Origin of the sequence: Streptomyces sp. T39 (assembly GCF_008042045.1) — a bacterium.
GTDB lineage: Bacteria > Actinomycetota > Actinomycetes > Streptomycetales > Streptomycetaceae > Streptomyces.
Window position 1 is genome coordinate 813,700 of sequence record NZ_RDBP01000012.1, and the last position, 24,511, is coordinate 838,210.

Genomic DNA, 24,511 nt, shown 5'->3' on the forward strand with positions numbered 1-24,511 from the left:
GGGGGTGAGGTCGGCGGTGCGGCCGAGGGTGCGGGTGAGCCGCTCCCGGACGCGGCCGAGTTCGTCGGCTCCGCCGGCGGCGGGCGKCGGCAGATGGCGGGCGGGGGCGAGGTCCACGTCGTCGTCGAGGAGTTCGACGACGGGGACGGCGCGGCTGATCCCCGGGCTCTCCTCGACCGTTCCGTCGCGGTCGAAGGGCTGCCAGGCGTCCAGCACGGCGGTGCGCAGCGCCTGCCAGTCGACGCGGTCACGGCCCGGGGCGGCCGGTTCGGCACCGGCGGGGCCGGCCGCGGTGTCGACGACGAGCAGTCCGGAGGCGGGCCGGTCGGTGACGGTGGGTCTGCGCAGCACCCACAGGTGCAGCGGGATGCCGTACGGCGGCGCGGCGCCGGCCGGGAGGGCGACGACGGCACGCAGCGCGCCACGGCGCAGCAGTCCGGCCCTGATGCGGCGGCCGGAGCGGCGGGACGCGGCGGCGGGCGGCATCAGCAGCACGGCCGTGCCGCCGGGCCGCAGACGGGCGAGGGCGTGCTGGACCCAGGCGAGCTCCGACTCGGTGCGGGCCGGGAACCCGTACTCCCAGCGGGGGTCGTAGGCGAGTTCGTCGTGGCCCCAGTTGCGCTCGTTGAACGGCGGGTGGCACAGCACCGCGTCCGCGGCGAGGTCGCCGTACGCGTCCGACCGCAGGGCGTCGCCGGCCTCGGTGCGTACCGCGGCGCCGGTGTGCAGGGCGAGCCGCAGGGCGGCGAGCGCCGCGAGGCCGGGGTCGGTGTCCTGGGCGAGGAGCCGGGCGGGGCGGCGGACGGCGCGCAGCAGCGCACCGGTGCCGGCGGCCGGGTCGAGCACGGTGCCACCGTCCGGGACGAGGGCGGCCATCAGGTCGGCGAGACCCGGTGGCGTCAGGGTGTACTGCCGTGGATTGGCGTCGAGTTGACGGCCCAGCAGGAACTCGAACGCCTGACGGGCCCCGATCTCCGCGGCGAGTTCGGCGACTCCCCGCAGCAGCGGTACCGAGTCGGCCAGTTCCGAGGCGCTCGGGACGCCGACGACGCGCCGCGCGCCGAACCGCGCGGTGAGCACCTCGTCGAGCGCGGCGGGCAGCACCTCGGCGAGTCGGGCGTCGGAGACGGCGGCCGCCTCCAGCCAGGCGGCCGGCCTGTCGTGGACGAGGAGCAGGACACCGCCCGCGTGGACGAGGGTGGTGACACCGCCGCCCGGATGGGCCGCGAACTGCTGCCAGACCCGTTCGCGCAGCGGGACCTCGGCGAGTTTGCCCTGCTCGCGCAGCCACCGCTCGATGTCGGTGAGCGCGAAGGAGGGGCTCGTCTCCGTGCCGCCCACGGGTTTGGGGAAATCGGCGTGTCTGCGACGCCAGTTGCTCACCGCCGCCCGCCCCACACCGGCGAGTCTGGCGATCTGGGCGGCGGTCACCTCCGCCGCGTTCTCCTGCACCCGGATCCCCCTCGGCTGGCCCGATCAGTTGGTCACGCTGCTGTAACGGCGATCCTAGCGACTACGCGGACACCCCGCTTCACAACCTCCCACCACTGTAAACCGAGTTCTCGTGTTGACTCGGTTCACAAGCTCTGCTGTTATTGACCCTGCGAAGCACGGATCTTCACGCAGGCTTTACACACTCCACTCGGGGGGAACACCCATGTCTCAGCCCACGCAGTCGCAGTTCGGAGCGCCCTACCCCGGCGGCCCGGACGGCTTCCCGCCCCAGGCCCAGCCGCGCAACGGCCTCGGCACCGCCGGTCTGGTGCTCGGCATCATCGGCCTCGTCGTCGCCGTGATCCCGCTGCTCTTCTGGCTCGGCGGCATCCTGGGCCTGCTCGCCCTGATCTTCGGTCTCGTGGGGCTCGGCCGCGCCAAGCGCGCCCAGGCCACCAACAAGGGCATCGCGCTCGCCGGCACCATCCTCGGCGGCCTCGCCATCGCCGCGGGCATCGCGATGGGCGTCGTGACCGTCCTCGCCGTCGACAAGGCCGTGGACGAGATCAACAAGTCCGTGGAGAGCGTGGCCACGGAGGAGGCCAAGAACCAGGAGCCCGCCGACACCGCGACCGACGCGGCCGCGGACAACGGCGAGGAGCCGATCGCGGAGGGCGAGATCCTCGCCGGCGGCGACTCGGTGATCTACGACGACAAGCTGACCGTGACGGTCTCCGAGCCGAAGGCCTACACGCCCAGCGAGTTCGCCATCGGCCACACCAAGGGCAACAAGGCGTACCAGGTCACGGTCGTCATCGAGAACGCCGGCAAGGAGAAGTTCGACTCCACGCTGGTGACCGCCGACGCCCGCGCCGGCGAGGACGGTGTCGAGGCCGAGCAGATCTTCGACGACAAGGTCGGCAGCGGCTTCGACGGCAACATCGCCCCCGGCAAGAAGGTCACCGTGACGTACGCCTTCGACGCCCCGGCCGCCGCGAAGACCCTGACCGTCGAGGTCTCCCCCGGCATCTCGCACGACGCCACCCAGTGGGAGCTCAAGCTCTGATCCGAGGGGATCCCACGGATCCCCACGGTCCGGTGCTTCGCGCACCAGCCGCCCAGGACACCGCCGCACGCGGCGGGCGTCCCACGCGGGGCCCCGCCCCGCCCCCCGGGGGGGGAGTGTGCAGGCCGTCCACACCGGACGGCCTGCACGCGTGTTCACCGGGGAACGCGCACCCCGGCCGTCACAGGCGGTGGCGCACCCATACGTTGGGCTCCACGTACACCGCGTATCCCCGCTCGGCCTCGACGTGCACCGGCACCAGGGCGCCCGGCACCACGGTCTCGCCGCTCTCCTCGAAGGGCAGGCCCGTCCAGCGCCGCCACTCCTCGGTCGACCCGCTCACGGTCATCGACGCCGGCGCCACCTTCTCCACCACGCCCCCCGCGCGGACATGGACCCGCAGCCAGGGGTCGTGCGGCAGCCCGTCCGCCTCCCGGGTGCGGTGGGCGTACTCGTGGATCGACGTGTGCGGCTCGGCGCTCTTCGCGCTCGGCCGCACCGGGGCGACGACCTCACGGAACCCGAGCCGCGCCGCGTTGTCCCGCAGCGCGGCCAGCATCCGCCCGGATATGCCCCGGCCCTGGCGGTCGGTCGCCACCGTGATCTCGATGGCGCTGACGGTGTCCGGCTTGCGGCCGTGCCGCAGGTCGGAGAAGGCCCAGAGCATCACCTGGTCCCAGCCGCGGTCCGGCAGTTCCCGCCGCCCGTCGGCGTCCAGCGCCAGCGGGACGCTGAACGCCCTGGCCACGACCTCGCCGCCGGGCTCGGTGGCCACGAGCACGTACTCGGGGAGTTCGGCGACGATCCGTCCGATGTTGGCCCAGCCGACCGGGTCCTGGACGACGAACTCGTCCCAGGTGTCGAGCATCCTCCACATGGCGTCCCCCAGTCCGGGGCGCTCGGCGAGGGTGGTGATGGTGAGATCCGATTCCATCGCCGCAGGCTAGCCGCCCTCCCACCGGGCCCGGCAATGGTTTTCCCCGCCGGCACCGCCCGGCACCGGCCCCCGTACGTCCGGCTCCGGCTCCGGCCACGGCTCCCGCTGCCTCACCGGGTGACGGCGGCCTGTCCGCCGCACTGCGCCAGCATCGTCCGCTTGTCCGGGGCCGTCACCGGCAGCTCGTACTTGAGGGCCACCTGGGCGAAGCGCACCGCGTAGGCGCACCGCACCCCCTTCTCGGGCGGCAGCCAGGAGGCGGGGCCGGAATCCCGCTTGGCCGAGTTGGCGCGGCCCTGGACCGGCAGCAGGTTCAGCGGGTCGTTCGCCAGCCGCCGCCGCTTGGCGTCGTCCCAGCGGGCGGCGCCGAGCTGCCAGGCGTACGACAGCGGGACGACATGGTCTATCTGCACCTCGGCGGCCTTCGCCTTCTTCCAGGCGATGTCCTTGCCGGTGTACGGGTCGTGCAGATCCATCGAGACGACCACGCAGTCGGACCCGGCGCGGAACTCCACGTCCCGCCCGTGGAGTTTCAGCAGATCGTTGCGGGTGTCGCAGCCGTTCCTGGCCAGGGCGACCCCGTCCGCGGTGTCCAGCCAGGCGTGTCCGAAGGCGTCGCGCTCGTAACCGGTGCGCGGACCGCGGCCCTTGACCGTGAGGCGCTCGACGAGGACGCGCGCCTTCGCCCGCTCCTCCTCGGCGGTCACCGCGGCGAGTCCCCGGCCGGTGCCCTCCGGGTTCACCAGGGGACTCACGGCCGACGAGGAACCGCCCCGGGCCGGGGGCGCCGAGTCCCCGCCGGGCCCGCCGACGCCCGTGACGTCGCAGCCGGCGAGCAGGGCGGCGGCCGTCAGCACGGCCCAGGGCGTCGCATGTCGGTTCACGGGCGTACGGTACCGGGCCCCCGCCGGCCACGGGGGCGGCGGGGAACCCGGCGGGGGACCTTCCTCAGGAGCCGAGCACCGTGGTCAGGAACTCGCCCGTCCAGGACAGCAGTTCACGGCCCACGACCGGCTTGCCGCCGATCTTCCCGGCGGTCGGCCGGGGCACCAGGATCTGGTGGACGGCCGGCTTGACGACCGTGCGCGGGTAGAGCCGCTTCAGCCGCAGCTCCTGCGATTCGCGCAGTTCCACGGGCGCGAAGCGGATGTTGGGGCCCTGGAGCACGATCTCGCCGACCCCGCAGGCACGGGCCAGCATCCGCAGCCCGGCGACCAGGAGCAGGTTCTCGACGGGCTCCGGCAGCTTGCCGTAGCGGTCGGTCAGCTCCTCGCGGACCGCCGTGATGTCGTCCTCCGTGGTGGCGGACGCGATCGCCCGGTACGCCTGGAGCCGCAGCCGCTCGCCGGGGGCGTAGTCGTGCGGGACGTGCGCGTCGACCGGGAGCTCGATCTTCACCTCCAGCGGCGGCTCCTCCTCCACACCGCCCTCCAGCGACGCCCGGTAGTCGGCGACGGCCTCGCCGACCATGCGGACGTACAGGTCGAAGCCGACGCCCGCGATGTGGCCGGACTGCTCGCCGCCCAGCAGATTGCCCGCGCCGCGGATCTCCAGGTCCTTCATGGCGACGTACATGCCGGCGCCCATCTCGGTGTGCTGCGCGATGGTGGCGAGCCGCTCGTGCGCGGTCTCGGTCAGCGGCTTCTCCGGCGGGTAGAGGAAGTAGGCGTAGCCCCGCTCGCGGCCGCGGCCGACGCGGCCGCGCAGCTGGTGCAGCTGCGAGAGGCCGAAGTTGTCGCCGCGCTCCACGATGAGGGTGTTGGCGTTGGAGATGTCGATGCCGGACTCGACGATCGTCGTCGACACCAGCACGTCGAACTTCTTCTCCCAGAAGTCGACCACCACCTGCTCCAGCGCCGACTCCGACATCTGGCCGTGCGCCGTGGCGATCCGCGCCTCGGGGACGATGTCCCGCAGCCTCGCGGCCGCGCGGTCGATCGACTCCACCCGGTTGTGGATGTAGAAGACCTGTCCCTCGCGCAGCAGTTCACGGCGCACGGCCGCGCCGATCTGCCGCTCCTCGTACGGGCCGACGAAGGTGAGCACCGGATGGCGCTCCTCCGGCGGGGTGGTGATCGTGGACATCTCGCGGATGCCGGTGACCGCCATCTCCAGGGTGCGCGGGATCGGGGTGGCCGACATGGTGAGCACGTCGACGTTGGCGCGGAGCTTCTTCAGCTGCTCCTTGTGCTCGACGCCGAACCGCTGTTCCTCGTCGACGACGACCAGGCCCAGGTCCTTGAACTTCGTCTCCGACGAGAAGAGCCGGTGGGTGCCGATGACGATGTCGACGGAGCCGTCCCGCAGGCCCTCCAGGGTCGCCTTGGCCTCGCTGTCCGACTGGAAGCGCGACAGTGCCCGGGTGACGACGGGGAACTGCGAGTACCGCTCGGAGAAGGTGCCGAAGTGCTGCTGCACCAGCAGCGTGGTGGGGACGAGGACGGCGACCTGCTTGCCGTCCTGGACCGCCTTGAACGCGGCGCGGACCGCGATCTCGGTCTTGCCGTAGCCCACGTCGCCGCAGATCAGCCGGTCCATCGGGACCGTCTTCTCCATGTCCTCCTTGACCTCGGCGATGGTGGACAGCTGGTCGGGCGTCTCCGCGTACGGGAAGGCGTCCTCCAGCTCGCGCTGCCAGGGGGTGTCGGGGCCGAAGGCGTGGCCGGGGGCGGCCATCCGGGCCGAGTAGAGCTTGATGAGGTCGGCCGCGATCTCCTTGACGGCCTTCTTCGCCCGCGCCTTGGTCTTCGTCCAGTCCGCGCCGCCGAGGCGGTGCAGCGTGGGCGCCTCGCCGCCCACGTACTTGGTGACCTGTTCGAGCTGGTCGGTCGGGATGTAGAGGCGGTCGCCGGGCTGGCCGCGCTTGGCCGGCGCGTACTCGACGAGCAGGTACTCGCGGGTCGCGCCCTGCACGGTCCGCTGGACCATCTCGATGTAGCGGCCGACGCCGTGCTGCTCGTGGACGATGTAGTCGCCGGCCTCCAGCGTCAGCGGGTCGATCGTCTTGCGGCGCCGGGTCGGCATCCGCTGCCCGTCCTTGCCGGCGGCCTTCTGGCCCGACAGGTCGGTCTCGGTGAGCACCGCCAGCCGCAGCGCCGGGTCGACGAAGCCGTGGTCGATCGAGCCGCAGGCCACATGGACGACGGACGGGGTGATGTCGGTGAGGTCGGCGTCCAGGCGGGCGGCGATGCCCTCGCCGCCGAGCACCTCGACGGTGCGCGACGCGGGGCCGTGGGCCTCGGTGACGAAGACGGTGCGCCAGCCGTCGGCCAGCCAGCCCTTGGTGTCGGCGAGCGCCCGCGCCGTGTCCCCGCGGTACGACTCGGGGGCGTGCATGCCGAGCTTCACCGTCTCGTCGGACAGTTCCTCGTCCGCGGCGAAGGGCGAGACGGACCACCACATCATGCCGAGCTCGCGCGCCCGGTCGCGCACGTCGGCGATCCCCCACAGGGAGGCGGCGCCGACGTCGATGGGGGCCTCGCCGCCGCCCGCCGTCGCCGCCCAGGACGCCTGGAGGAACTCCTGGCTGGTGGCGACGAGGTCGGCGGCCCTGGTCCGTACCCGCTCCGGGTCGCAGACGACCGCCATGGCGCCCTCGGGCAGCACGTCGAGCAGCAGCTCCATGTCGTCGACGAGCACGGGCGCGAGGGACTCCATGCCCTCGACCGCGATGCCCTCGGCGATCTTCCCCAGCAGTTCGCCGAGCTCGGGGTGGGCCTCGGCGAGCTGCGCCGCCCGCTCCCGCACGGTGCCGGTGAGCAGCAGCTCCCGGCACGGCGGGGCCCACAGGCCGTGCTCGGCGACCTCCAGGGAGCGCTGGTCGGCGACCTTGAAGTAGCGGATCTCCTCGACGTCGTCGCCCCAGAACTCCACGCGCAGCGGGTGCTCCTCGGTGGGCGGGAAGACGTCGAGGATGCCGCCGCGCACGGCGAACTCGCCGCGCTTCTCCACCAGTTCGACCCGGGAGTACGCCGCGGCCGCGAGGCCCGCCACGATCTCCTCCAGGTCCGCCTGCTGCCCGGTGCGCAGCGCCACCGGCTCCAGGTCGCCGAGCCCCTTGACCTGGGGCTGGAGCACGGACCGCACGGGGGCGACGACCACGCTCACGGGGCCGGCGGCCGGGTCGTCGGCCGAGGGGTGGGCGAGCCGGCGCAGCACGGCGAGCCGCCGTCCGACGGTGTCGGAGCGGGGGGAGAGCCGCTCGTGGGGCAGGGTCTCCCAGGACGGGTACTCGACCACGCCCTCGCCGGGCAGCAGCGACCGGAGCGCGGCGGCCAGGTCCTCCGCCTCCCGGCCGGTGGCGGTGACGGCCAGCACGGTGCGGCCCGTGTCACGGGCGAGGGCGGCGACGGCGAACGGCCGGGAGGCGGGCGGGCCCACCAGGTCGATGTGACCGCGGTGGCCGTCCGCGGCCGCCTTGACCGCTTCGGCGAGCGCCGGATCGCGCACGACGGCGTCGAGAAGACCGTGCAGGCTCATGAGGGGCATCCATCCGGGAGCAGCTGGGGGGTGGGCAACGCGAAGGACCCGACACGTCGCACGGGCCGGGGGTCTCCAGCGTACGACGGCCCTGTGACACCCGCGCCCCGGTCCCGTCCCGGCCGCGCCGCACGGCACCCCGCCCGCCGCTCGGACGGGGTGCCGTGCGGCGGGCGGGGCCACGGGGCCACAGCACGCGGAAAGGGGCACGGGCGCACGGCACGAGCGCGCACGGCCCCGGGCGTCCGTGGAGGACACCCGGGGCCGTGCGCGCCGGCGGCGGGGCCGGACCCCCGTACCGGGTCCGCCGCCGGCGGCCGTGCGGTCAGTCCGTGGCGATCGCGGCGAGGACGTTCATCCGGCCGGCACGGAAGGCCGGGACCAGGGCCGCGAACAGTCCGACGAAGGCCGATCCGACGAAGACCGTGAGGATCGTCGGCCAGGGGATGTCCAGGACGCCCAGGCCCTCCAGGGCCAGCAGCTTCTGGGCCGAGGTGCCCCAGCCCATGCCCAGCCCGAGGCCGAGCAGGGCGCCGAAGAGGGCGATCACGACCGATTCCAGCCGGATCATGCGGCGCAGCTGGCGGCGGGAGAGGCCGATGGCCCGCATGAGGCCGATCTCCCTGGTCCGCTCGACGACGGACAGGGCGAGGGTGTTCACCACACCGAGGACGGCGACGATGATCGCGAGCGCCAGCAGGCCGTAGACGATGTTCAGCAGCTGCCCGATCTGGTCCCTCAGGTCCTGCTTGAAGTCGGTCTGGTTCTGCACCGTGTACTGGGGGTAGTCGCCGAGCGACTTCTTGAGCGCGGCGTACGCCTCCTCCTCCTGGCCCTCGACGGCCTTGGCGAACATGATCATGTTCTGCGGCATCTTGTCGGCAGGGAGGTAGCGGGCGGCGGTCGTGATGTTCATGTACATCGCGCCCTTGTCGATGCTGACGTCGTCCGAGGTGATGGCGGCGACCTTCAGCCCGGCCGTGCGTCCGCCGGCGAAGGCGACCTCGATCGTGTCGCCGACCTTCACCCCGTGCCGCTCGGCGTAGCCGTCGCCGACGGACATCGCGTCCTTGCCGTAGGCGGCGGCGAGCTCGCCGGCGACCGTGTCGCGGCGCAGGTCCTCGGCGTACGTCGGGTCGGCGGCCACCAACTGCTCGTCCTCGGTGACCCCGTCGGGCGCGGTGATCCTCGCGTCGACGCCCTTGTACTCGGTGACGTGGTCGAGGCCCGGCGAGCGCTCCAGTGCCCGCTGGGCCTGGGGCACGATCGGCCCCGTGGTGGTGGACTGCACGATGAAGTCCGCGCCCACCGACTTGTCGAGTTCCTCGGTCGCCGAGGCGACCATCGAGGAGCCGACCACGGACAGGCAGGCCACCAGGGCGAGCCCGATCATCAGGGCGGCACCGGTCGCCCCGGTGCGCCGCGGGTTGCGGAGCGCGTTGCGCTCGGCCATCCGGCCGACCGGGCCGAACATGCGCAGGACCACGGCGCTGATGGCGCGGACCACGACGCCGGCCAGCAGCGGGCCGACCACGACGAAGCCGATCAGGGAGAGCACCACACCGAGACCGAGGAACATCGACCCCTCGCTCGCCTTGTCCGCCCGGGTTGCGGCGAACAGCGCGGCCGCGCCGGCGGCGGTGAGGACCAGGCCGATGCCGCCGCGGACCCGTCCGGCCCTGCCGTCGGCCGGCATGCCGGAGTCGCGCAGGGCCGCCATGGGCGACACCTTGCCCGCGCGGCGGGCCGGGACGTACGCGGCGAGGACGGTGACGACGACGCCGAGCACCAGGCCGACCACCGGGGTCGTCCACCTGACGGTCAGGTCGTCGGTGGAGAGGTTCATGCCGACCGCGGACATCATCTCCATCAGCCCGACGGCCAGTCCCACGCCGGCGGCGACACCGGCGACGGATCCGACCAGGCCGAGCAGCAGCGCCTCGATGAGCACGGAGCGGTTGACCTGGCGGCGGCTCGACCCGATGGCGCGCATCAGACCGATCTCCCGGGTGCGCTGGGCGACCAGCATGGAGAAGGTGTTGACGATGAGGAAGATGCCGACGAGGAAGGCGATCCCGGCGAAGCCGAGCATGGCGTACTTCATCACGTCGAGGAAGGAGCCGACCTCCTCGCGGCCGGCGTCCGCGGCCTCCTTCGCGGTCTGGAGCTGGTAGGGCTGCTCCAGGGCGGCGGCGAGGTTCCGCTTGACGGCGTCGTCGCCGAGACCGGCGTCGGCGGCCACGAAGATCTGGGTGAACACGCCCTCCTCACCGAGGAGTTCGCGCTGGGCCGTGGCGGTGTCGAAGTAGACGACGGCCGCGCCCGGGTTGGTGACCTTGAAGGCGGCGATGCCGGAGATCCTGGCGGTCAGGTCGCCGGTGACGGCGATGGTGCGCAGTTCGTCACCGATCGTCAGACCGTGCTTGTCGGCGGTGTCGGCGTCGACCATCACCTCGGTGGGGCCGCGGGGCGCGTTCCCGGAGGTGATCTCCATCGACTTGAGGTCGTTGGCGGTCCAGTTGGAGGCGATCGTCGGTGCGCCGGTCGTCGACCCCATGTTCTTGTTCTCGGAGTTCACGACGGTGACGCTCATGCTGACGACGGCGCCCTCGGCGGACTCCACCCCGTCGACCGCGGCGACCTCGTCGACCAGGGAGGCGGGCAGGGTCTCGGGCTTGCCGTTCGCCGGCATGTCGTCGGGCTCGGTGCCCTCGGGGCTGACGGTGACGTCGGCGGACGAGGTGGCGAAGAGCTTGTCGAAGGTGGTGTTCATCGTGTCGGTGAACACCAGCGTGCCGGAGACGAAGGCGACGGACAGCAGCACGGCCACCGCCGACAGCGCCATCCGGCCCTTGTGCGCGAAGAAGTTGCGCAGGGAGGACTTGAGCACGGTCATGACGTACGCCCCCGGGCGTCGAAGTCCTTCATGCGGTCGAGGACGGCCTCGGCGGTCGGCCGGAGCATCTCGTCGACGATGCGGCCGTCGGCCAGGTAGAGCACCCGGTCCGCGTAGGAGGCGGCGACGGGGTCGTGGGTGACCATGACGATGGTCTGGCCCAGCTCGTCGACCGAGCGGCGCAGGAAGCCGAGCACCTCGGCGCCGGCGCGGGAGTCCAGGTTGCCGGTGGGCTCGTCGCCGAAGATGATCTCCGGCCGGGCGGCGAGGGCGCGGGCGACGGCGACACGCTGCTGCTGGCCGCCGGAGAGCTGCGTGGGCCGGTGCTTCAGCCGGTCCACGAGGCCGACGGTCTCCACGACCCGGTTGAGCCAGGCCGCGTCGGGCTTGCGTCCGGCGATGTCCATGGGGAGCGTGATGTTCTCCAGGGCGTTGAGCGTCGGCAGCAGGTTGAACGCCTGGAAGATGAAGCCGATGCGGTCGCGGCGCAGCTGGGTGAGCTTCTTGTCCTTCAGGCCGGTGATCTCCGTCTCGTCGACGAAGATCTGGCCCGAGGTGACGGTGTCGAGGCCGGCCAGGCAGTGCATCAGCGTCGACTTGCCGGAGCCGGAGGGCCCCATGATCGCGGTGAACCGGCCGCGCTGGATGTCCACGTCGACGTGGTCGAGCGCGACGACCCGGGTCTCGCCGGAGCCGTAGGCCTTCACGACCTGCCGCCCCCGTGCGGCCACGGCCTGGCGCCCTCCGGTTTCCCCCTGTGCGGGGGTGGTCACAGCCGTAGTCACGGTAGGTCTCCTCGTTGTGGGATTGAGCTGACGGTCCATCGGATGCGGGGGCGAGGGCGCCGCCGCGGTCACACGTCGAGTCTTCCGGCCGGGGGCGCCGAGCGCGCTGGTGCGCGGCGCAGTCTTGGTGCGGGGGTTTTCCCCACCCCGGTGGTGGTGCGCGGCCCGGCGCCGGGCCGTAAGAACAAGGTAAGGACGGCACGGTCCCCTTCTCGTCGTCCGCCGGGACGAACCGACCCTGGTCACGGATGAGGAGTTGCCCCTAGGGGCCGTCCGCCTGTGGGGGGAGGGCCGCTACGCCGAGGGTGCACCCTCCCGCAGCGTGAGCCTCGGGTGAGAAGGTGTCCCCCGGAAATAGATGCATCGGGAAATGATCCGGGGGGCGTCATGGGAAGCACCGGCCGCACGCACGGCGTGTCCGACACCGCGGCGGTCCCGGCGACCCCCGACCGGCGGCGTCCGGTGGTCGCCGCGCTGATGCTCGGTATGGCGCTGGCGGCTCTCGACGGGACCGTGGTGTCGACCGCCGTGCCGCAGATCGTCGGCGACCTGGGCGGCTTCGCGGTCTTCTCCTGGCTGTTCTCGGGCTACCTGCTGGCCGTCACCGTCACACTGCCCGTCTACGGCAAGCTGTCGGACACCTACGGGCGCAAGCCCGTGCTCGTCGTCGGCATCGTGCTGTTCCTCGTCGGCTCGCTCCTGTGCGCCTTCGCCTGGAACATGGCCTCGCTCATCGCCTTCCGCGTCGTCCAGGGGCTGGGCGGCGGGGCGCTCCAGGGCACGGTCCAGACGATCGCCGCCGACCTCTACCCGCTGAAGGAACGTCCCCGCATCCAGGCCCGGCTGTCCACGGTGTGGGCGACGTCGGCGGTCGCGGGCCCGGCGGTCGGCGGGCTGCTCGCGGCGTACGCGGACTGGCGGTGGATCTTCCTGATCAACCTGCCGGTCGGCGCGGTGGCGCTCTGGCTGGTCCTCAGGTACTTCACGGAGCCGGCCCGTCCCGAACCGGCCGTCCGCCCCACGGTGGACTGGCCCGGCGCGCTGCTCGTCTTCTCCGCCACCGCCCTGCTGCTGGCCGCGCTCGTCCAGGGCGGGATCGCCTGGCCCTGGCTCTCGGCCCCCTCGCTGGCGCTGCTCGGGGGCAGCGCCGTCCTGATCGCCGCCACCGTGGTCGTCGAACGCCGCGCCGCCGAGCCGGTCATCCCCGGCTGGGTGTGGCGCCGCCGCACCATCGCGGCGGTCAATCTGGCGCTGGGCGCGCTGGGGCTCCTGATGGTGGCGCCGACCGTCTTCCTGCCGACGTACGCCCAGTCGGTGCTCGGCCTCGGGCCGATCGCCGCCGGGTTCGTGCTGTCGGTCATGACGCTGAGCTGGCCGGTCAGCGCCGCGCTGTCCAACCACGTCTACACCCGCATCGGCTTCCGGTGGACGGCGATCATCGGGATCGGGCTCGCCATGCTGATCCTGGCGGCCTTCCCCCTGCTGCCGTACCCGGGCGCGGCCTGGCAGCCCGCGCTGCTGATGCTGCTGCTCGGCGCGGCGCTCGGGCTGTTCCAGCTGCCGCTGATCGTGGGCGTGCAGTCGACGGTCGGCTGGTCCGAGCGCGGCACGACGACGGCGTCGGTGCTCTTCTGCCGCCAGGTCGGCCAGTCGCTGGGCGCGGCCCTGTTCGGCGCGGTCGCCAACGCGGTCCTGGTCTCCCGCCTCGGCGGCGGCGACCTCGACTCGGTCGCCCGCGCGCTGGACCGGCCCGCCGAGTCGTCCGCCGCCGACACCCTGCGCCGCGCGGTGGACGCCGCCGTGGACCACGTCTACACGGGCGCTGCCGTGGCGGCCGGCCTCGCGCTGCTGGTGCTGGTGTTCGTGGCGCCGAAGCGCTTCCCGGTCCGCACGGACGAGGACTGACGCCCGGGGCCGGCCGGCGCCCCGCGGCCTCCGGGCGACCCGGCCCGGGCTTCCGTGCGACCCGCCCGGGCCCCGGCCCGGTCCGGGCTTCCGGCGCCACTCCGCTCCGGCTCCGGGGCGAACGGCCCGGCACGACCCCACATGATCCGGGCGCCCGGCGCACCCCGTGCCGGCCTCCTCGGCACCCCGGTGGGCACGCTCCCGCACAGGATCGTCACCGAACCGACATACCGTACGGTCGGTAACCCCTTACGACATCCGCTACCGGTGAGTAACGTACGCGGACCACCAGCGCCACCCGCCCCGTCCCCCGATGGGCGGCAAGGAGCAGCACGATGTCGTACCACCACGCGTTCCCCGAACCGCCCCCTCCCCCGCGGCCGCGGCCCGACGGCCGGCACCGCCAGCCCGGATCCGGCCCGTACCGGGACCCGTACGGACAGCAGCCCGGATCCGGCCCGTACCAGGACCCGTACGGACAGCAGCCCGGCCAGGCCCGGCCCCCCTTCGACGACGACCCGACACGGGGATGGGACGACGGAGCGGGCCGGCAGGACCCCGAAGCAACGGCCTCCGCAGCGGACGGGCGTCAGGAGATCCGCCGGCTCGGATCCGCCTACCGCCGCCTGCGGCGCGTCGCCACCCTCACCGCGCTCGGCTACTTCGTGCTCTACCTCTTCCTCTCCGGCTGGGCCCCGGACCTGATGACGGGCCGGATCAGCGGCGGACTGACCACCGGGGTGCTCCTCGGCCTGATCCAGCTGCCCGTCGCGCTCGCCGCCATCGCCGTCTACGAGCGCATCGCGCGCCGTCGCGTCGACCCGCTCGCCACTGCCGTCCGGGAGCGGGCCGAGGCCGTCCCGGCCGCCGGCCCCCGCGGCCGGCGTCCCTCCGCGGGAGGTGCGCGCGCGTGAACGGCTTCGGCTCCGACGCCCAGACCATGTCGCTGATCGCGTTCATCGCCGTCATCACCGTCACGCTCCTGCTCTGCGTGATGACCGGCCCCGACCGCGACGACCTCGGCGAGTTCTACACCGGCTACCGCTCGCTCTCCCCCGTGCAGAGCGGACTCGCCATCGCGGGCGACTACATCTCCGCGGGCACCGTGCTCGGCACCATCGGCATCATCGCGCTGCTCGGCTACGACGGGCTCTCGCTCGCGCTGAGCACCGTGCTCTCCCTCGTCCTGATGATGTTCCTGCTCGCCGAACCGCTGCGGAACGCGGGCCGGTTCACGATGGGCGACGTCCTCACCCGGCGCACGCCGGGACCGGCCGTGCGCATCACCTCGGCCGCCGTCACGCTCACGGCACTGCTGCCGCTGGTCGTCTTCCAGCTCGCCGGCGCGGGCGACCTGCTCGCCGTCGTCCTCGGCTTCCACGCCGACGGGTTCAAGACGGGGTCGATCGTCTTCCTCGGCCTGCTGATGATCGCGTACGCGGCCATCGGCGGGATGAAGGGCACCGCGTTCATCCAGATCGTCAAGACCGTGGTGCTGCTCGGCGCCTCCACCGCCGTCGCGGTCCTCGTGCTGGAGCGCTTCGACTTCAGCCTCGGCGGCCTGCTGGCGGCCGCCGAGCGGGGCAGCGGCGCCGGGGAGGCCTACCTGACGGCCGGACTCCAGTTCGGCGGCGACCAGACCGACATGATCAGCGCCCAGCTGACGGTCGTGCTCGGCGCCGCGGTCCTCCCCCACATCACGATGCGCATGTTCACCGCCCGCAGCGCCCGGGCCGTGCGCCGCTCCATGTCGTGGGCGGTGTCGACCGTCGTCGTGACCTGCCTGCTGCTCGCCGTCATCGGCTTCGGCGCGGCCGCAGTGGTCGGGCACCAGGGGCTCGTCGCCGCCGACCCGCAGGGCAAGAGCGCCTTCCTGATGGTCACCCAGGCCCTCCTCGGCCAGGACCCGGGCCCGCTCGGCTCGCTGCTCTTCACGGGCGTGGCCACCGCGGTGTTCCTCACCCTGCTCGCCTCCGTCGCCGGCATCACGCTGGCCTGCGCCAACAGCCTCGCCCACGACCTCGTCGCCCACGGCCTGCGCAGGGTGCGGCCCAGCCACACCACGGAGATGGCCGTCGCGCGGGGCGCGGCCGCGGGCGTCGGGCTGATCGCCCTCGCCGTCGCGGCCGGGGCCCGGCACCTCAACCTCCAGGCCCTGCTGATGCTGTCGTTCTGCGTCGGCGCGTCCGCGGTCGCCCCGGCACTGGTCTACAGCCTGTTCTGGCGCCGCTACTCGCGCACCGGACTGCTGTGCACCCTGATCGTGGGCACCGTCTCCGCCCTGACGCTGATGACCGGCACCGACCTGGTCTCCGGCTCGCCGCAGGCCGTCTTCCCCGACGCGGACTTCAACTGGTTCCCGTTCACCACGACCGGGCTCGTCTCCGTCCCCCTCGGCTTCGCGGCCGGCTGGCTCGGCACCGTGGTCTCCGAACGCCGCGGCGGCGCCGGGACGGAGCGCCTGCGGTACGAGGAGGTCGAGCCCGTCCTCCTGGCGGGCGCGCCCGCGGCCGACCGGACGGTCTGACAGCGGCACGCACGGGGGCGCCCCGCGGGAGACCTCTCTCCCGCGGGGCGCCCCCGTCGACGCGGTGCCCCGTCGGCACCATCGCTCAGAGCAGGCCGTCCCACATCTGCTCCAGCAGCACCGACCACCAGCTCTCCGGCGACGCCAGCGCCGCCGGGTCGAGCGCGGCGAGCTGGGCCTGGAAGTCGACCGTCCAGCGGCCCGCCTGCTCGGGCGTCAGCCCGTACCGCAGCCGCCACATCCGGCCCAGCAACGCCATGCAGCGGACGAACTCCGGCAGGCCGGTGTTCACGAACTGCGGTGCCACCGGCTGCCCGCCGGGACCGGCCTCCACCGGCACCGCGACGATGTGCGCGGTCCCGTACTGGACGCAGATCGCCCGCCCGAAGTCGCTGCCGAGCACCAGGTAGGACCCGGCGTCCGCGGCCGGCTGCACCTGTCGCTGCGCCGCCAGCTCCGCGAGCGTCGGCACCACCGGCTGGGCCGGCTGCGCCCAGAAGAACGGGTTGAAGTCACCCGGCAGACCCGCCCACACCAGGGTCGCCGCCACGATCTCCGGCACCCCCTGACGCGAGACGGACCGCTGGTCGAAGCGGCACAGCCCCTGCGGACCGAACGCCGCGAGCAGTTCCTGCGCCACGCCCTCGGGAGGCAGCGGCGGCGCGGGCGGCACCTGCGGCAGCGGTGCGCGCACCGGCGCCGGCCGGGCGGGCCCGTCCGCCACCTGGTGCAACTCGCCCTGGTGGGCGAGAAGTTGCTGCATGCCCTGCCGGCGTGACGCATGGTCGGTGCCGTAGGGGGCGATCGAGGTGATCCGCGCCTGGGGCAGGGTCTCGCGGATCATGCGCGCGCAGTACGCGCCCGGCAGCTCGCACGACTCCAGCTCCGTGTGCAGCTCCAGCACATGCTGCGGCGGCACGTTCAGCGCGCGCAGCTCGTGCAGGATCTGCCACTCGGGGTGCGGCGTGCCGGGCGCCGAGCGGCGGATCAGCTGGGCCTCGGAACCGTCCGGCGCACGGTAGCGCAGCACCGCCTGGTAGCCGGGGCCCACCGTCGGCACACCGGAGGGCTGCTGCGGGTAGCCGTAGGCGGGCGGCTGCCCGGGATGCGGCGCGTGCGGCACCGGACCGGGCGGACCGGGCGGCTGCGGGGCTCCGGGACCCATCTGGGCCGGGCCGGCGAGCATCGTCGCGGCGTGGTGCACCCCGCCGGCGGGCGGCGGCGTCGCATCGGGCGGCGGCGTGGAACCGGGCGCCGGCGGCGGACCGGGCGGCCCCGGAGGCTGCGGCGCACCCGGACCCATCTGGGCGGGGTCGGCCAGCATGGTGGCGGCGTGGTTCACACCACCGCCCGGCGGCGGCGTGGAACCGGGCGCCGGCGGCGGACCGGGCGGCCCCGGAGGCTGCGGAGCGCCCGGACCCGTCTGGGCCGGGCCGGCGAGCATCGTCGCGGCGTGGTGCACCCCGCCGGCGGGCGGCGGCGTCGCACCGGGTGCCGGCGGCGGACCGGGCGGCGGGGTGGAGCCGGGCGCGGGCGGCGGACCGGGAGGGCCGGACTGCGGCACCATCTGCGTCGGCAGATACCCGCCCGCCGGGGCGCCGGGCGCACCGGGACCGGAGGCGGGAGGCGGTGCGGCGCCCGGGCGCGCGCCGGGCGTGCCCGGCGCACCGGGCGGCGGGGGCGTCGTCCCGCCCGTGGCGCCCCGCGCGCCGCGCGGCGGCCGCACGGCCTTGCTCGTCGCCGCGTCCGCGATGTCCGCATCGCCCCGGGGCGTCAGTCCGGGCGGCGGAGTGGCGTCCGCGGTGGGCGCGTCGGGCGGCGGCGTCCCCGCCCCCGGCCGGTTCGTGAGCGCCGGGGCCACGGTGGTGCGCGGCAGCGCGCTGCCGCCCGACATCAGCGCCGTGGGAGCGTCGGCGCTCACCGACGGCGGGGGCGTGTCGGGCGTCAGCGGCGGTGCGAAGACCGTCGCGGGCAGCGGAACGGAGGCGTCGCCCCCGTCCCCCGCGCTGGTGTCCGTCCATCCGGTGCCGCCCGACGAGGTGGCGGGCACCCCGTCGGAGGCGGTCGGCTCGTGGTCGTCGGCCCCGGCGTCCGGCCACACCGGCGCGGCGCCGGCGCCGGAGTCCCCCGCGGCGGGCCACGGCGTCGCCGCCGCGGGTGCCGGGGTCGGGGTCGGGGTCGGGGTCGGAGTCGGGGGCGCTGATGTCGGGCGGCAGCGCGCTGCCGCGCACCACCGTGGCCCCGGCGCTCACGAACCGGCCGGGGGCGGCCGGTGGCCGGCGGGCGAGGCGTGGGCGCGCAGGCTGTCGGCCCAGTGCTCGGCCTGCATGATGTCCCAGCGTCCGGGCTGCCAGCCGGCCTCGCGCAGTGCGGCGTCGACGGCGACGGGGAAGCGGGTCGTGCTCAGGTGGTCGGGCATCGGTGTGGGGATCAGCCGTTCTGTCAGTCGGTCGGAGCGGCCGGGGCGGCGTCCCCGGCCGGCGCGCCCGCGCCGGTCCCGTCCGCGGCGGGCTGCCCCTGCGCGGACCGGTCCCTGCGGTCGGGGATGCCCAGCCGGTCGGCGGCCTCCTGCAGCCACTCCGGCGGACTCAGCAGGAAGGACGTCTGGTTGAGGTCGATGCGCTCCGGCGACTCGCCCGCCGCGGGGGCCGCCTGCGCGGCCCGCGCGCCGTACTCCTCCTCGTAGCGGCGGATCACCTCACCGACGGGCAGCCCCGGCCACAGGGTGGCCTCACCGCTGTCGCGGGCGATCACCAGCCGCTGCTGACCGCCGTCGGACCGCGCACCGCTCTCGCGGTCCTCGGCCCAGACCACGAAGCCCAGTTCGAACTCGCGCACCCGCACCTCACGGTGCTGGTACGCCGGCACGTCGCCGTTCACCCATTCCTCGGCGCGCTCCTGCGCCTGCGCGAATGTCACCATCGGACTCTCACCCCTCGCCCGGAACGGGAACCGGCACGGCGTGCGCGAAACCACCGTCCACCATCAGATTCGCCACGGTCTCCAGCTCGGGCGGGTTGCCCGCGAGCCGCTGGAGGAAGGCGTCGAAGTCCGCTCCGCACGGCAGCAGGAGCCGCTCCACCCGCTCCTGGACGCTCCAGCCGTCCTGGTCACGGGCGTCGTCGTAGGCGCAGAACCAGACCGAGCCGATGTCCGTGCCCCTCACCTTGACCGCGAGGATCCCGCCCTGGGCGAACGCGACGCCCAGGTAGTCCTTGGTGAGGTGGTCGCGCAGGCACTTGTTGACGTAGACCAGGTCGTTGACCGCGGCCTCGTCCCGCACCGTGAAGAACGGCTGGTCCACCAGTATCCCGAGCTCGGCGTCGAGCGCGGCGCCGACCGGCGCGCAGCCGCCCGCCGCCTTCAGGAAGGTCCGGTACGCGCCGGGCAGCCGGTACCCCAGGTCCTCCTCCACGCCGAGCAGTTGCTGCTCGGTGACCGACACCGCGTGGCGCGGCAGCCGGAAGTGGGCGGGGCGGGTCTCCTGGAGCGGCCGCGTGCCGCGCTTGGACTGGTCGACGGGGGCCGTCGCCAGGCCGCCGTGATGCCGCAGCAGCGCCTTCACCTCGACCGGCACCAGTTCCAGCCGCCTCGTACCGGGCACGTGGTGCCAGGTCCAGCCGTGCGGGGTGGCGACGGCGGGCACGGTGTCCCACAGGGGGTGGCCGTCCGCGTGCAGGGCCGCGTTCGCCGACACGTAGTCGGTCAGCCGCAGCTCGTCGACGCCGAAGCCCTCCGGCGGTTCGGCGATCTCCGCCGCCGCGCGGGCGTACGTCGAGAAGTCCGGGAACCCGTGGTCGTCGATCCGCACACCCCTCGGGTGGCGAGCGGCCCTCACCGGGTCCGGGAAGTGCACGAGCTGCCCGGCGTAGGCCGCGTTCGGTGGCGCGGTACGCGCGCCGGCCCCGGGGCCCGTGGCTGCCCCCAGGCCCTGCCGACCTGTCGTCATGGCGTTTTGCCCCCTGTGGCGTCTGGCTGGTTCAGCACAGCCTATGCGGTACGGCAAGAGGGGTCCCTGGCGCTCCGGTTCCGTAACGAACAGTCACTTTCGAGTGACCCAACGCCCATCTGGCGACACGTTTCAGCTACCCAGCTTCCACACCTGCCGTCCCATTTGGCAGGCTGTTCCCCCGCATCCTCGGGGGAGTGCACGGAGGGGACCGACAGAACCATGCACACAGCGCAACCAAGTTCGTCACCCGGGACATCCGGTGATCCACGCCTCAGCTGGAGCAGCGACGAGCCCGCACGCCCGCCCACCCTGCGCCACCGGCGCGACGGCATCCTGCCCGCGGTGGCCGCGGCGCTCTCCGTGCGCGGCGAGACGCTGACGGGGACGGCGGGCAAGGGCGACCGGCCACCGCTCCTCCACCCGCTCGTACAGGATTTCCTCGACACCCTCACCAGCGGCCAGCGCGAACGGTTCACCGGCCGCTGCCCGGAGGCCATCCTGCTCTCCCGGCACCTCACGGCCGCCGAGTCGCAGCGTTCCCGGCGGGCCCAGCGCAAGCCGCTGACCCACGGCGAGGCGCGCCGCTCGCTCAAGCACGCGAAACTCACCGCCCGCCGCATCCGCGAGGACGGCGACCCGCTGCACGGCAGCTACGCCCCGCCCTGCCGGTCCTGCACCGCCATGCTCGACCATTTCGGCGTACGCCCCGTCGATCCGACCGACTGACAGAACGGCTGATCCCCACACCGATGCCCGACCACCTGAGCACGACCCGCTTCCCCGTCGCCGTCGACGCCGCACTGCGCGAGGCCGGCTGGCAGCCCGGACGCTGGGACATCATGCAGGCCGAGCACTGGGCCGACAGCCTGCGCGCCCACGCCTCGCCCGCCGGCCACCGGCACAGCGTCTTCCCGGCCGTCGTCGAGGCGTGGGCGGAGTTCGGCGGGCTGACCCTCGTCGCTCCGGGGCCCGGCCGCCAGTACGCGCCCGCGCCCGTCCTCTTCGACCCCCTCGCGGGACTCCACCTCGCCCGCACCCTGGCCGACCTCGGCCGCGCGCTGGAGACGGAGGTGTCCCCGCTCGGTGTGGAGGGCGACCAGCAGGCCGTCCTCGCCATGGACGCCGAGGGCCGCGTCTACAGCATCGACCACACCGGGGACTGGTACCTCGGTCCCGACATCGACCACGCCCTGGCCACCCTGGTCACGGGGGTCCAGCCCGCCCGTCTCACCACCGGGTGAAGCCGCCGCCGGCGGGGACCGCCGGCCGCCCCTCAGGCCGCCTGCTCCCCGTCCGGCAGCACCGCCGACACCCTGAAACCCCCCGCGTCGGTCGGGCCCGAGACGAACACCCCGCCCAGCGCGGTGACCCGCTCCCGCATCCCCACCAGCCCGTTGCCGCCGCTCGGCAGGACCGGCGCGGCCGTGCCGGCGGCATCCGGCGCACCGTTCTCCACCTGCATCGCCACCTCGGCCTCGCGGTGGGCGAGCCGGACCCTGACCTTCGCGCCCGCCGCGTGCTTGTGGACGTTGGTGAGCGCCTCCTGCACCACCCGGTAAGCGGTCTGCTCGACCTCGGGCGCGTACCCCCGCGCCTCGCCGTGCACCGCGAACTCCACGACCATGCCCGCCTGCCGGGACTGGCCCACCAGGGCCTCGATGTCCGCGAGGCACGGGCCGTCCCCGGCGGCCGCGGCCGCGGCGGCCGCCGCGGCGACACCCACCGCCGCCAGGGGCACGGGTTTCGCCTCCGCGGCCCTCTCGGACCCGCCCGCCCGCAGCACCCCGAGCATCTCCCGCAGCTCGGTCAGCGCCTGCCGGCCCATGTCCCCCACCAGTGCCGCGTTCTTCACGGCCTTCTGCGGATCCTTGAGCGCCACCGCCTGCAGCGCCGCCGCGTGCACCACCATCAGGCTCACCCGGTGCGCGACCACGTCGTGCATCTCCCGGGCGATGCGCGTCCGTTCCTCCTGCCGCGCCCACTGCGCCCGCTGCTCGGCCCGGTCGGCCAGCAGCGACAGCTCCTGTTCGAGGCTGTCCGCCCGCTCCCGCAGGCTCTCCATCAGCCGCCGGCGTGCCCCTATGTACAGCCCCAGCAGCACCGGCGGAGCGGTCAGCCCGAGGGACAGGAACACGGCCGTGACCGGCTCGTACCAGGCCCCGTAGTCGGCGGCCTGCACGTCCTGGCGGACCCGGACGAAGGTGACGATGAAGGTGGCGGCCAGCGACATCCCCGCCAGCGTCGCCATGATCCGGCGCGGCACCTCGGACGCCGCGAGCGTGTAGAGCCCGACGACGGCCATCAGATAGCCCATCTCCGCCGGCGTCGTCGCCACCGACACCAGCACCACGGCGATCGGCCACCGCCGCCGCAGCACCAGCACCGAGCCGACCGCCAGTCCGAAGAGCACCCCGAAGGGCACCGGCAGCCCGGCGCGCTCGGCGAAGGCGACCCCCTCCACCGCGCACTCCAGGGCCGACGCCACCGCCAGCCCCACATCCAGCACGGCGCTGCGCCGCCGCCCCCACCACAGCCACGCACGGGCGGTCGGGCCCGTGGCGTCCTGCTCTGCCCCCGTTGCGGTCATGCCTCCCAGACTACGGGCGGGTGCCACTGGTTTAAGGGGGGTCCCGGGGGCGCGAGTCGGGCGTACACCGTCGCATCGAGGAGGTCTGTTACGGCATAGTGTGGGGGTGCCGTCCGGGTGCACGGAGACACCGGAACATCTGCACGGCCCGTTCCATCCCCTGTGGTGTAATTGGCAGCACTGAGGCTTTTGGTGCCTTATGTCCGGGTTCGAGTCCTGGCGGGGGAGCCCTCTTCGTTCCGGGTCCCGACCAGTGGGTCGGGACCCGCCGCCGTCTCCCCGCCGTCCCGCGCTCTCGGCGCCCTCGCGACCGCGCCCGTTTCCGCCGCGAAACCCCCCGGTATCCTTCGGGTGTCCACCACCCGAAGCCGAAGGGCATTTCCGTGAGCGCCAATCGCCCGGCAGCCGTCGTCGTCCTTGCAGCGGGTGAGGGCACCCGCATGAAGTCGAAGACCCCCAAAGTCCTGCACGAAATCTCCGGGCGTTCGCTCGTCGGTCACGTCGTATCGGCGGCGCGAGAGCTGGAGCCCGAGCACCTCGTCGTGGTCGTGGGCCATGCGCGCGAGCAGGTGGAGGCGCATCTCGCCGACCGGTACGCGGGGACGCGGACCGCTTTCCAGGCCGAGCAGAACGGCACCGGTCACGCCGTGCGCATGGGTCTGGAGGAGCTCGGCGGAGCCCCGGACGGCACCGTCATCGTGGTCTGCGGCGACACCCCGCTGCTGACCGGCGCGACCCTGTCCGCGCTCGCCGCCACCCACGGTGCGGACGGCAACGCGGTGACCGTGCTGACCGCCGAGGTGCCCGACTCCACGGGCTACGGACGCATCGTGCGCGACGACGCCACCGGCGCGGTGACGGCCATCGTCGAGCACAAGGACGCGAGCGACGAGCAGCGGGCGATCCGGGAGATCAACTCCGGTGTCTTCGCGTTCGACGGCGCACTGCTCGGTGACGCGCTGAAGAAGGTGCGGACCGACAACAGCCAGGGCGAGGAGTACCTGACCGACGTCCTCGGGATCCTGCGCGAGGCGGGTCACCGGGTGGGCGCATCGGTGGCGGGCGACCACCGGGAGATCCTGGGCATCAACAACCGTGTGCAGCTGTCCGAGGCGCGGCGGCTGCTGAACCAGCGGCTGCTGGAGCAGGCCATGCTGTCCGGCGTGACGGTCGTGGACCCGGCGTCGGTGATCGTCGACGTGACGGTGACGTTCGGCCCGGACGCGATCGTGCACCCGGGGACGCAGCTGCTCGGCGCCACCCATGTCGGCGAGGGCGCCGAGGTGGGTCCGAACACCCGCCTGCAGGACACCGTGGTCGGCGCGGGCGCCCGGGTGGACAACACCGTGGCGTACTCGTCCGAGGTGGGCGAGGGCGCGTCGGTGGGACCGTTCGCGTATCTGCGTCCCGGCACGAGGCTCGGCGCCAAGGGCAAGATCGGCACCTACGTCGAGACGAAGAACGCCGTGATCGGCGAGGGCACCAAGGTGCCGCACCTGTCGTACGTGGGCGACGCGACGATCGGCGAGTACTCGAACATCGGCGCCGCGAGCGTGTTCGTGAACTACGACGGGGAGAAGAAGCACCACACCACGATCGGGTCCCACTGCCGTACCGGCTCGGACAACATGTTTGTGGCTCCTGTCACTGTCGGGGACGGCGCCTACACGGCCGCCGGCTCCGTGATCACCAAGGACGTACCGGCCGGCTCGCTGGCCGTCGCCCGGGGCCAGCAGCGGAATATCGAGGGTTGGGTGGCACGCAAGCGCCCCGGCAGCGCCGCCGCGCAGGCTGCCGCGGCGGCAACCGAGGACGTCGCCGGCGAGAACTGACCGGAAACAGGTGCGTCGAACTCGGCGTACCGTGATACGTGCACACAAATTCGGCTGGCTCGCGTCCGGGGTTCCCAGGTCTCCTGGGACCGTGGCGGCCAGAGAACACGT

At 73.7% G+C, this 24,511-nt stretch carries 16 protein-coding genes, 1 tRNA gene and 2 pseudogenes; 8 read left to right on the top strand and 11 right to left on the bottom strand.

The window, feature by feature from the left end; genetic code table 11:
- A partial coding sequence (locus EAO77_RS04490; protein ID WP_261993795.1) for an SAM-dependent methyltransferase occupies window positions 1-1,452 on the bottom strand: 1,452 nt, incomplete at its 3' end.
- A 205-nt stretch (window positions 1,453-1,657) separates the two neighbouring features.
- Here EAO77_RS04490 and EAO77_RS04495 point away from each other — a divergent pair.
- The gene (locus tag EAO77_RS04495; RefSeq protein ID WP_147986815.1) at window positions 1,658-2,500 is read left to right on the top strand and encodes a DUF4190 domain-containing protein; all 843 of its coding nucleotides are present in this window, start codon (window positions 1,658-1,660) and stop codon (window positions 2,498-2,500) included.
- Between the two features lie 181 nt (window positions 2,501-2,681).
- On the opposite strand, the gene EAO77_RS04500 is transcribed toward EAO77_RS04495, so the two are convergent.
- The 5 genes from EAO77_RS04500 to EAO77_RS04520 form a co-directional block, all read right to left on the bottom strand.
- Window positions 2,682-3,434 carry an N-acetyltransferase gene (locus EAO77_RS04500; protein WP_147986816.1) on the bottom strand — a complete coding sequence of 251 codons (753 nt, stop codon included), beginning with the start codon at window positions 3,432-3,434 and terminating at the stop codon, window positions 2,682-2,684.
- 113 nt (window positions 3,435-3,547) lie between these two features.
- Window positions 3,548-4,321 carry an HNH endonuclease family protein gene (locus EAO77_RS04505; RefSeq protein WP_147986817.1) on the bottom strand — a complete coding sequence of 258 codons (774 nt, stop codon included), beginning with the start codon at window positions 4,319-4,321 and terminating at the stop codon, window positions 3,548-3,550.
- A gap of 64 nt (window positions 4,322-4,385) precedes the next feature.
- Window positions 4,386-7,916 (bottom strand): transcription-repair coupling factor, encoded by a 3,531-nt coding sequence (gene mfd / locus EAO77_RS04510; RefSeq protein ID WP_147986818.1) that lies wholly within the window; start codon window positions 7,914-7,916, stop codon window positions 4,386-4,388.
- A 325-nt stretch (window positions 7,917-8,241) separates the two neighbouring features.
- Window positions 8,242-10,812 carry an ABC transporter permease gene (locus EAO77_RS04515; RefSeq protein ID WP_147986819.1) on the bottom strand — a complete coding sequence of 857 codons (2,571 nt, stop codon included), beginning with the start codon at window positions 10,810-10,812 and terminating at the stop codon, window positions 8,242-8,244.
- Window positions 10,809-11,636 carry an ABC transporter ATP-binding protein gene (locus EAO77_RS04520; RefSeq protein WP_410088514.1) on the bottom strand — a complete coding sequence of 276 codons (828 nt, stop codon included), beginning with the start codon at window positions 11,634-11,636 and terminating at the stop codon, window positions 10,809-10,811. Before EAO77_RS04520 ends, EAO77_RS04515 begins: the two co-directional genes overlap by 4 nt.
- 348 nt (window positions 11,637-11,984) lie before the next feature.
- Here EAO77_RS04520 and EAO77_RS04525 point away from each other — a divergent pair, with 348 nt between their 5' ends.
- The 3 genes from EAO77_RS04525 to EAO77_RS04535 all read left to right on the top strand — a co-directional run bounded on the left by EAO77_RS04525 (window position 11,985) and on the right by EAO77_RS04535 (window position 16,029).
- Entirely contained in the window at window positions 11,985-13,502 is a 1,518-nt protein-coding gene (locus EAO77_RS04525) for an MFS transporter (protein WP_147986821.1), read from the top strand.
- Between the two features lie 335 nt (window positions 13,503-13,837).
- On the top strand, window positions 13,838-14,416 hold the full coding sequence (locus tag EAO77_RS04530) for a DUF485 domain-containing protein (protein WP_147986822.1): 579 nt from the start codon (window positions 13,838-13,840) through the stop codon (window positions 14,414-14,416).
- Between the two features lie 26 nt (window positions 14,417-14,442).
- On the top strand, window positions 14,443-16,029 hold the full coding sequence (locus tag EAO77_RS04535; protein WP_187283241.1) for a cation acetate symporter: 1,587 nt from the start codon (window positions 14,443-14,445) through the stop codon (window positions 16,027-16,029).
- An 85-nt stretch (window positions 16,030-16,114) separates the two neighbouring features.
- Here EAO77_RS04535 and EAO77_RS38420 read toward each other — a convergent pair whose 3' ends face one another.
- The 4 genes and pseudogenes from EAO77_RS38420 to EAO77_RS04555 all read right to left on the bottom strand — a co-directional run bounded on the left by EAO77_RS38420 (window position 16,115) and on the right by EAO77_RS04555 (window position 19,978).
- Window positions 16,115-18,130 carry an SUKH-4 family immunity protein gene (locus EAO77_RS38420; protein ID WP_261993796.1) on the bottom strand — a complete coding sequence of 672 codons (2,016 nt, stop codon included), beginning with the start codon at window positions 18,128-18,130 and terminating at the stop codon, window positions 16,115-16,117.
- A 168-nt stretch (window positions 18,131-18,298) separates the two neighbouring features.
- A pseudogene (locus EAO77_RS04545) lies at window positions 18,299-18,448 on the bottom strand (SUKH-3 domain-containing protein); the annotation flags it as partial.
- A gap of 109 nt (window positions 18,449-18,557) precedes the next feature.
- Window positions 18,558-18,951: pseudogene (locus tag EAO77_RS38425) on the bottom strand (hypothetical protein); the annotation flags it as partial.
- A 7-nt stretch (window positions 18,952-18,958) separates the two neighbouring features.
- Window positions 18,959-19,978, bottom strand: a complete 1,020-nt coding sequence (locus EAO77_RS04555) for an SMI1/KNR4 family protein (RefSeq protein WP_147986824.1) — start codon at window positions 19,976-19,978, stop codon at window positions 18,959-18,961.
- Between the two features lie 222 nt (window positions 19,979-20,200).
- Here EAO77_RS04555 and EAO77_RS04560 point away from each other — a divergent pair, with 222 nt between their 5' ends.
- The gene (locus tag EAO77_RS04560; protein ID WP_147988940.1) at window positions 20,201-20,707 is read left to right on the top strand and encodes a YwqJ-related putative deaminase; all 507 of its coding nucleotides are present in this window, start codon (window positions 20,201-20,203) and stop codon (window positions 20,705-20,707) included.
- Between the two features lie 23 nt (window positions 20,708-20,730).
- Window positions 20,731-21,222, top strand: a complete 492-nt coding sequence (locus EAO77_RS04565; RefSeq protein WP_147986825.1) for an SUKH-3 domain-containing protein — start codon at window positions 20,731-20,733, stop codon at window positions 21,220-21,222.
- 32 nt (window positions 21,223-21,254) lie between these two features.
- On the opposite strand, the gene EAO77_RS04570 is transcribed toward EAO77_RS04565, so the two are convergent.
- Entirely contained in the window at window positions 21,255-22,568 is a 1,314-nt protein-coding gene (locus EAO77_RS04570) for a sensor histidine kinase (protein WP_147986826.1), read from the bottom strand.
- Window positions 22,569-22,724: 156 nt separating this feature from the next.
- On the opposite strand from EAO77_RS04570, the gene EAO77_RS04575 reads away from it, so the two are divergent.
- Together EAO77_RS04575 and glmU are read left to right on the top strand one after the other, a co-directional pair.
- A tRNA-Gln gene (locus tag EAO77_RS04575) sits at window positions 22,725-22,796 on the top strand.
- 155 nt (window positions 22,797-22,951) lie between these two features.
- Window positions 22,952-24,400, top strand: coding sequence for a bifunctional UDP-N-acetylglucosamine diphosphorylase/glucosamine-1-phosphate N-acetyltransferase GlmU (gene glmU / locus EAO77_RS04580; RefSeq protein ID WP_147986827.1), 1,449 nt, complete (start codon window positions 22,952-22,954; stop codon window positions 24,398-24,400).
- Window positions 24,401-24,511 lie beyond the last annotated feature (111 nt).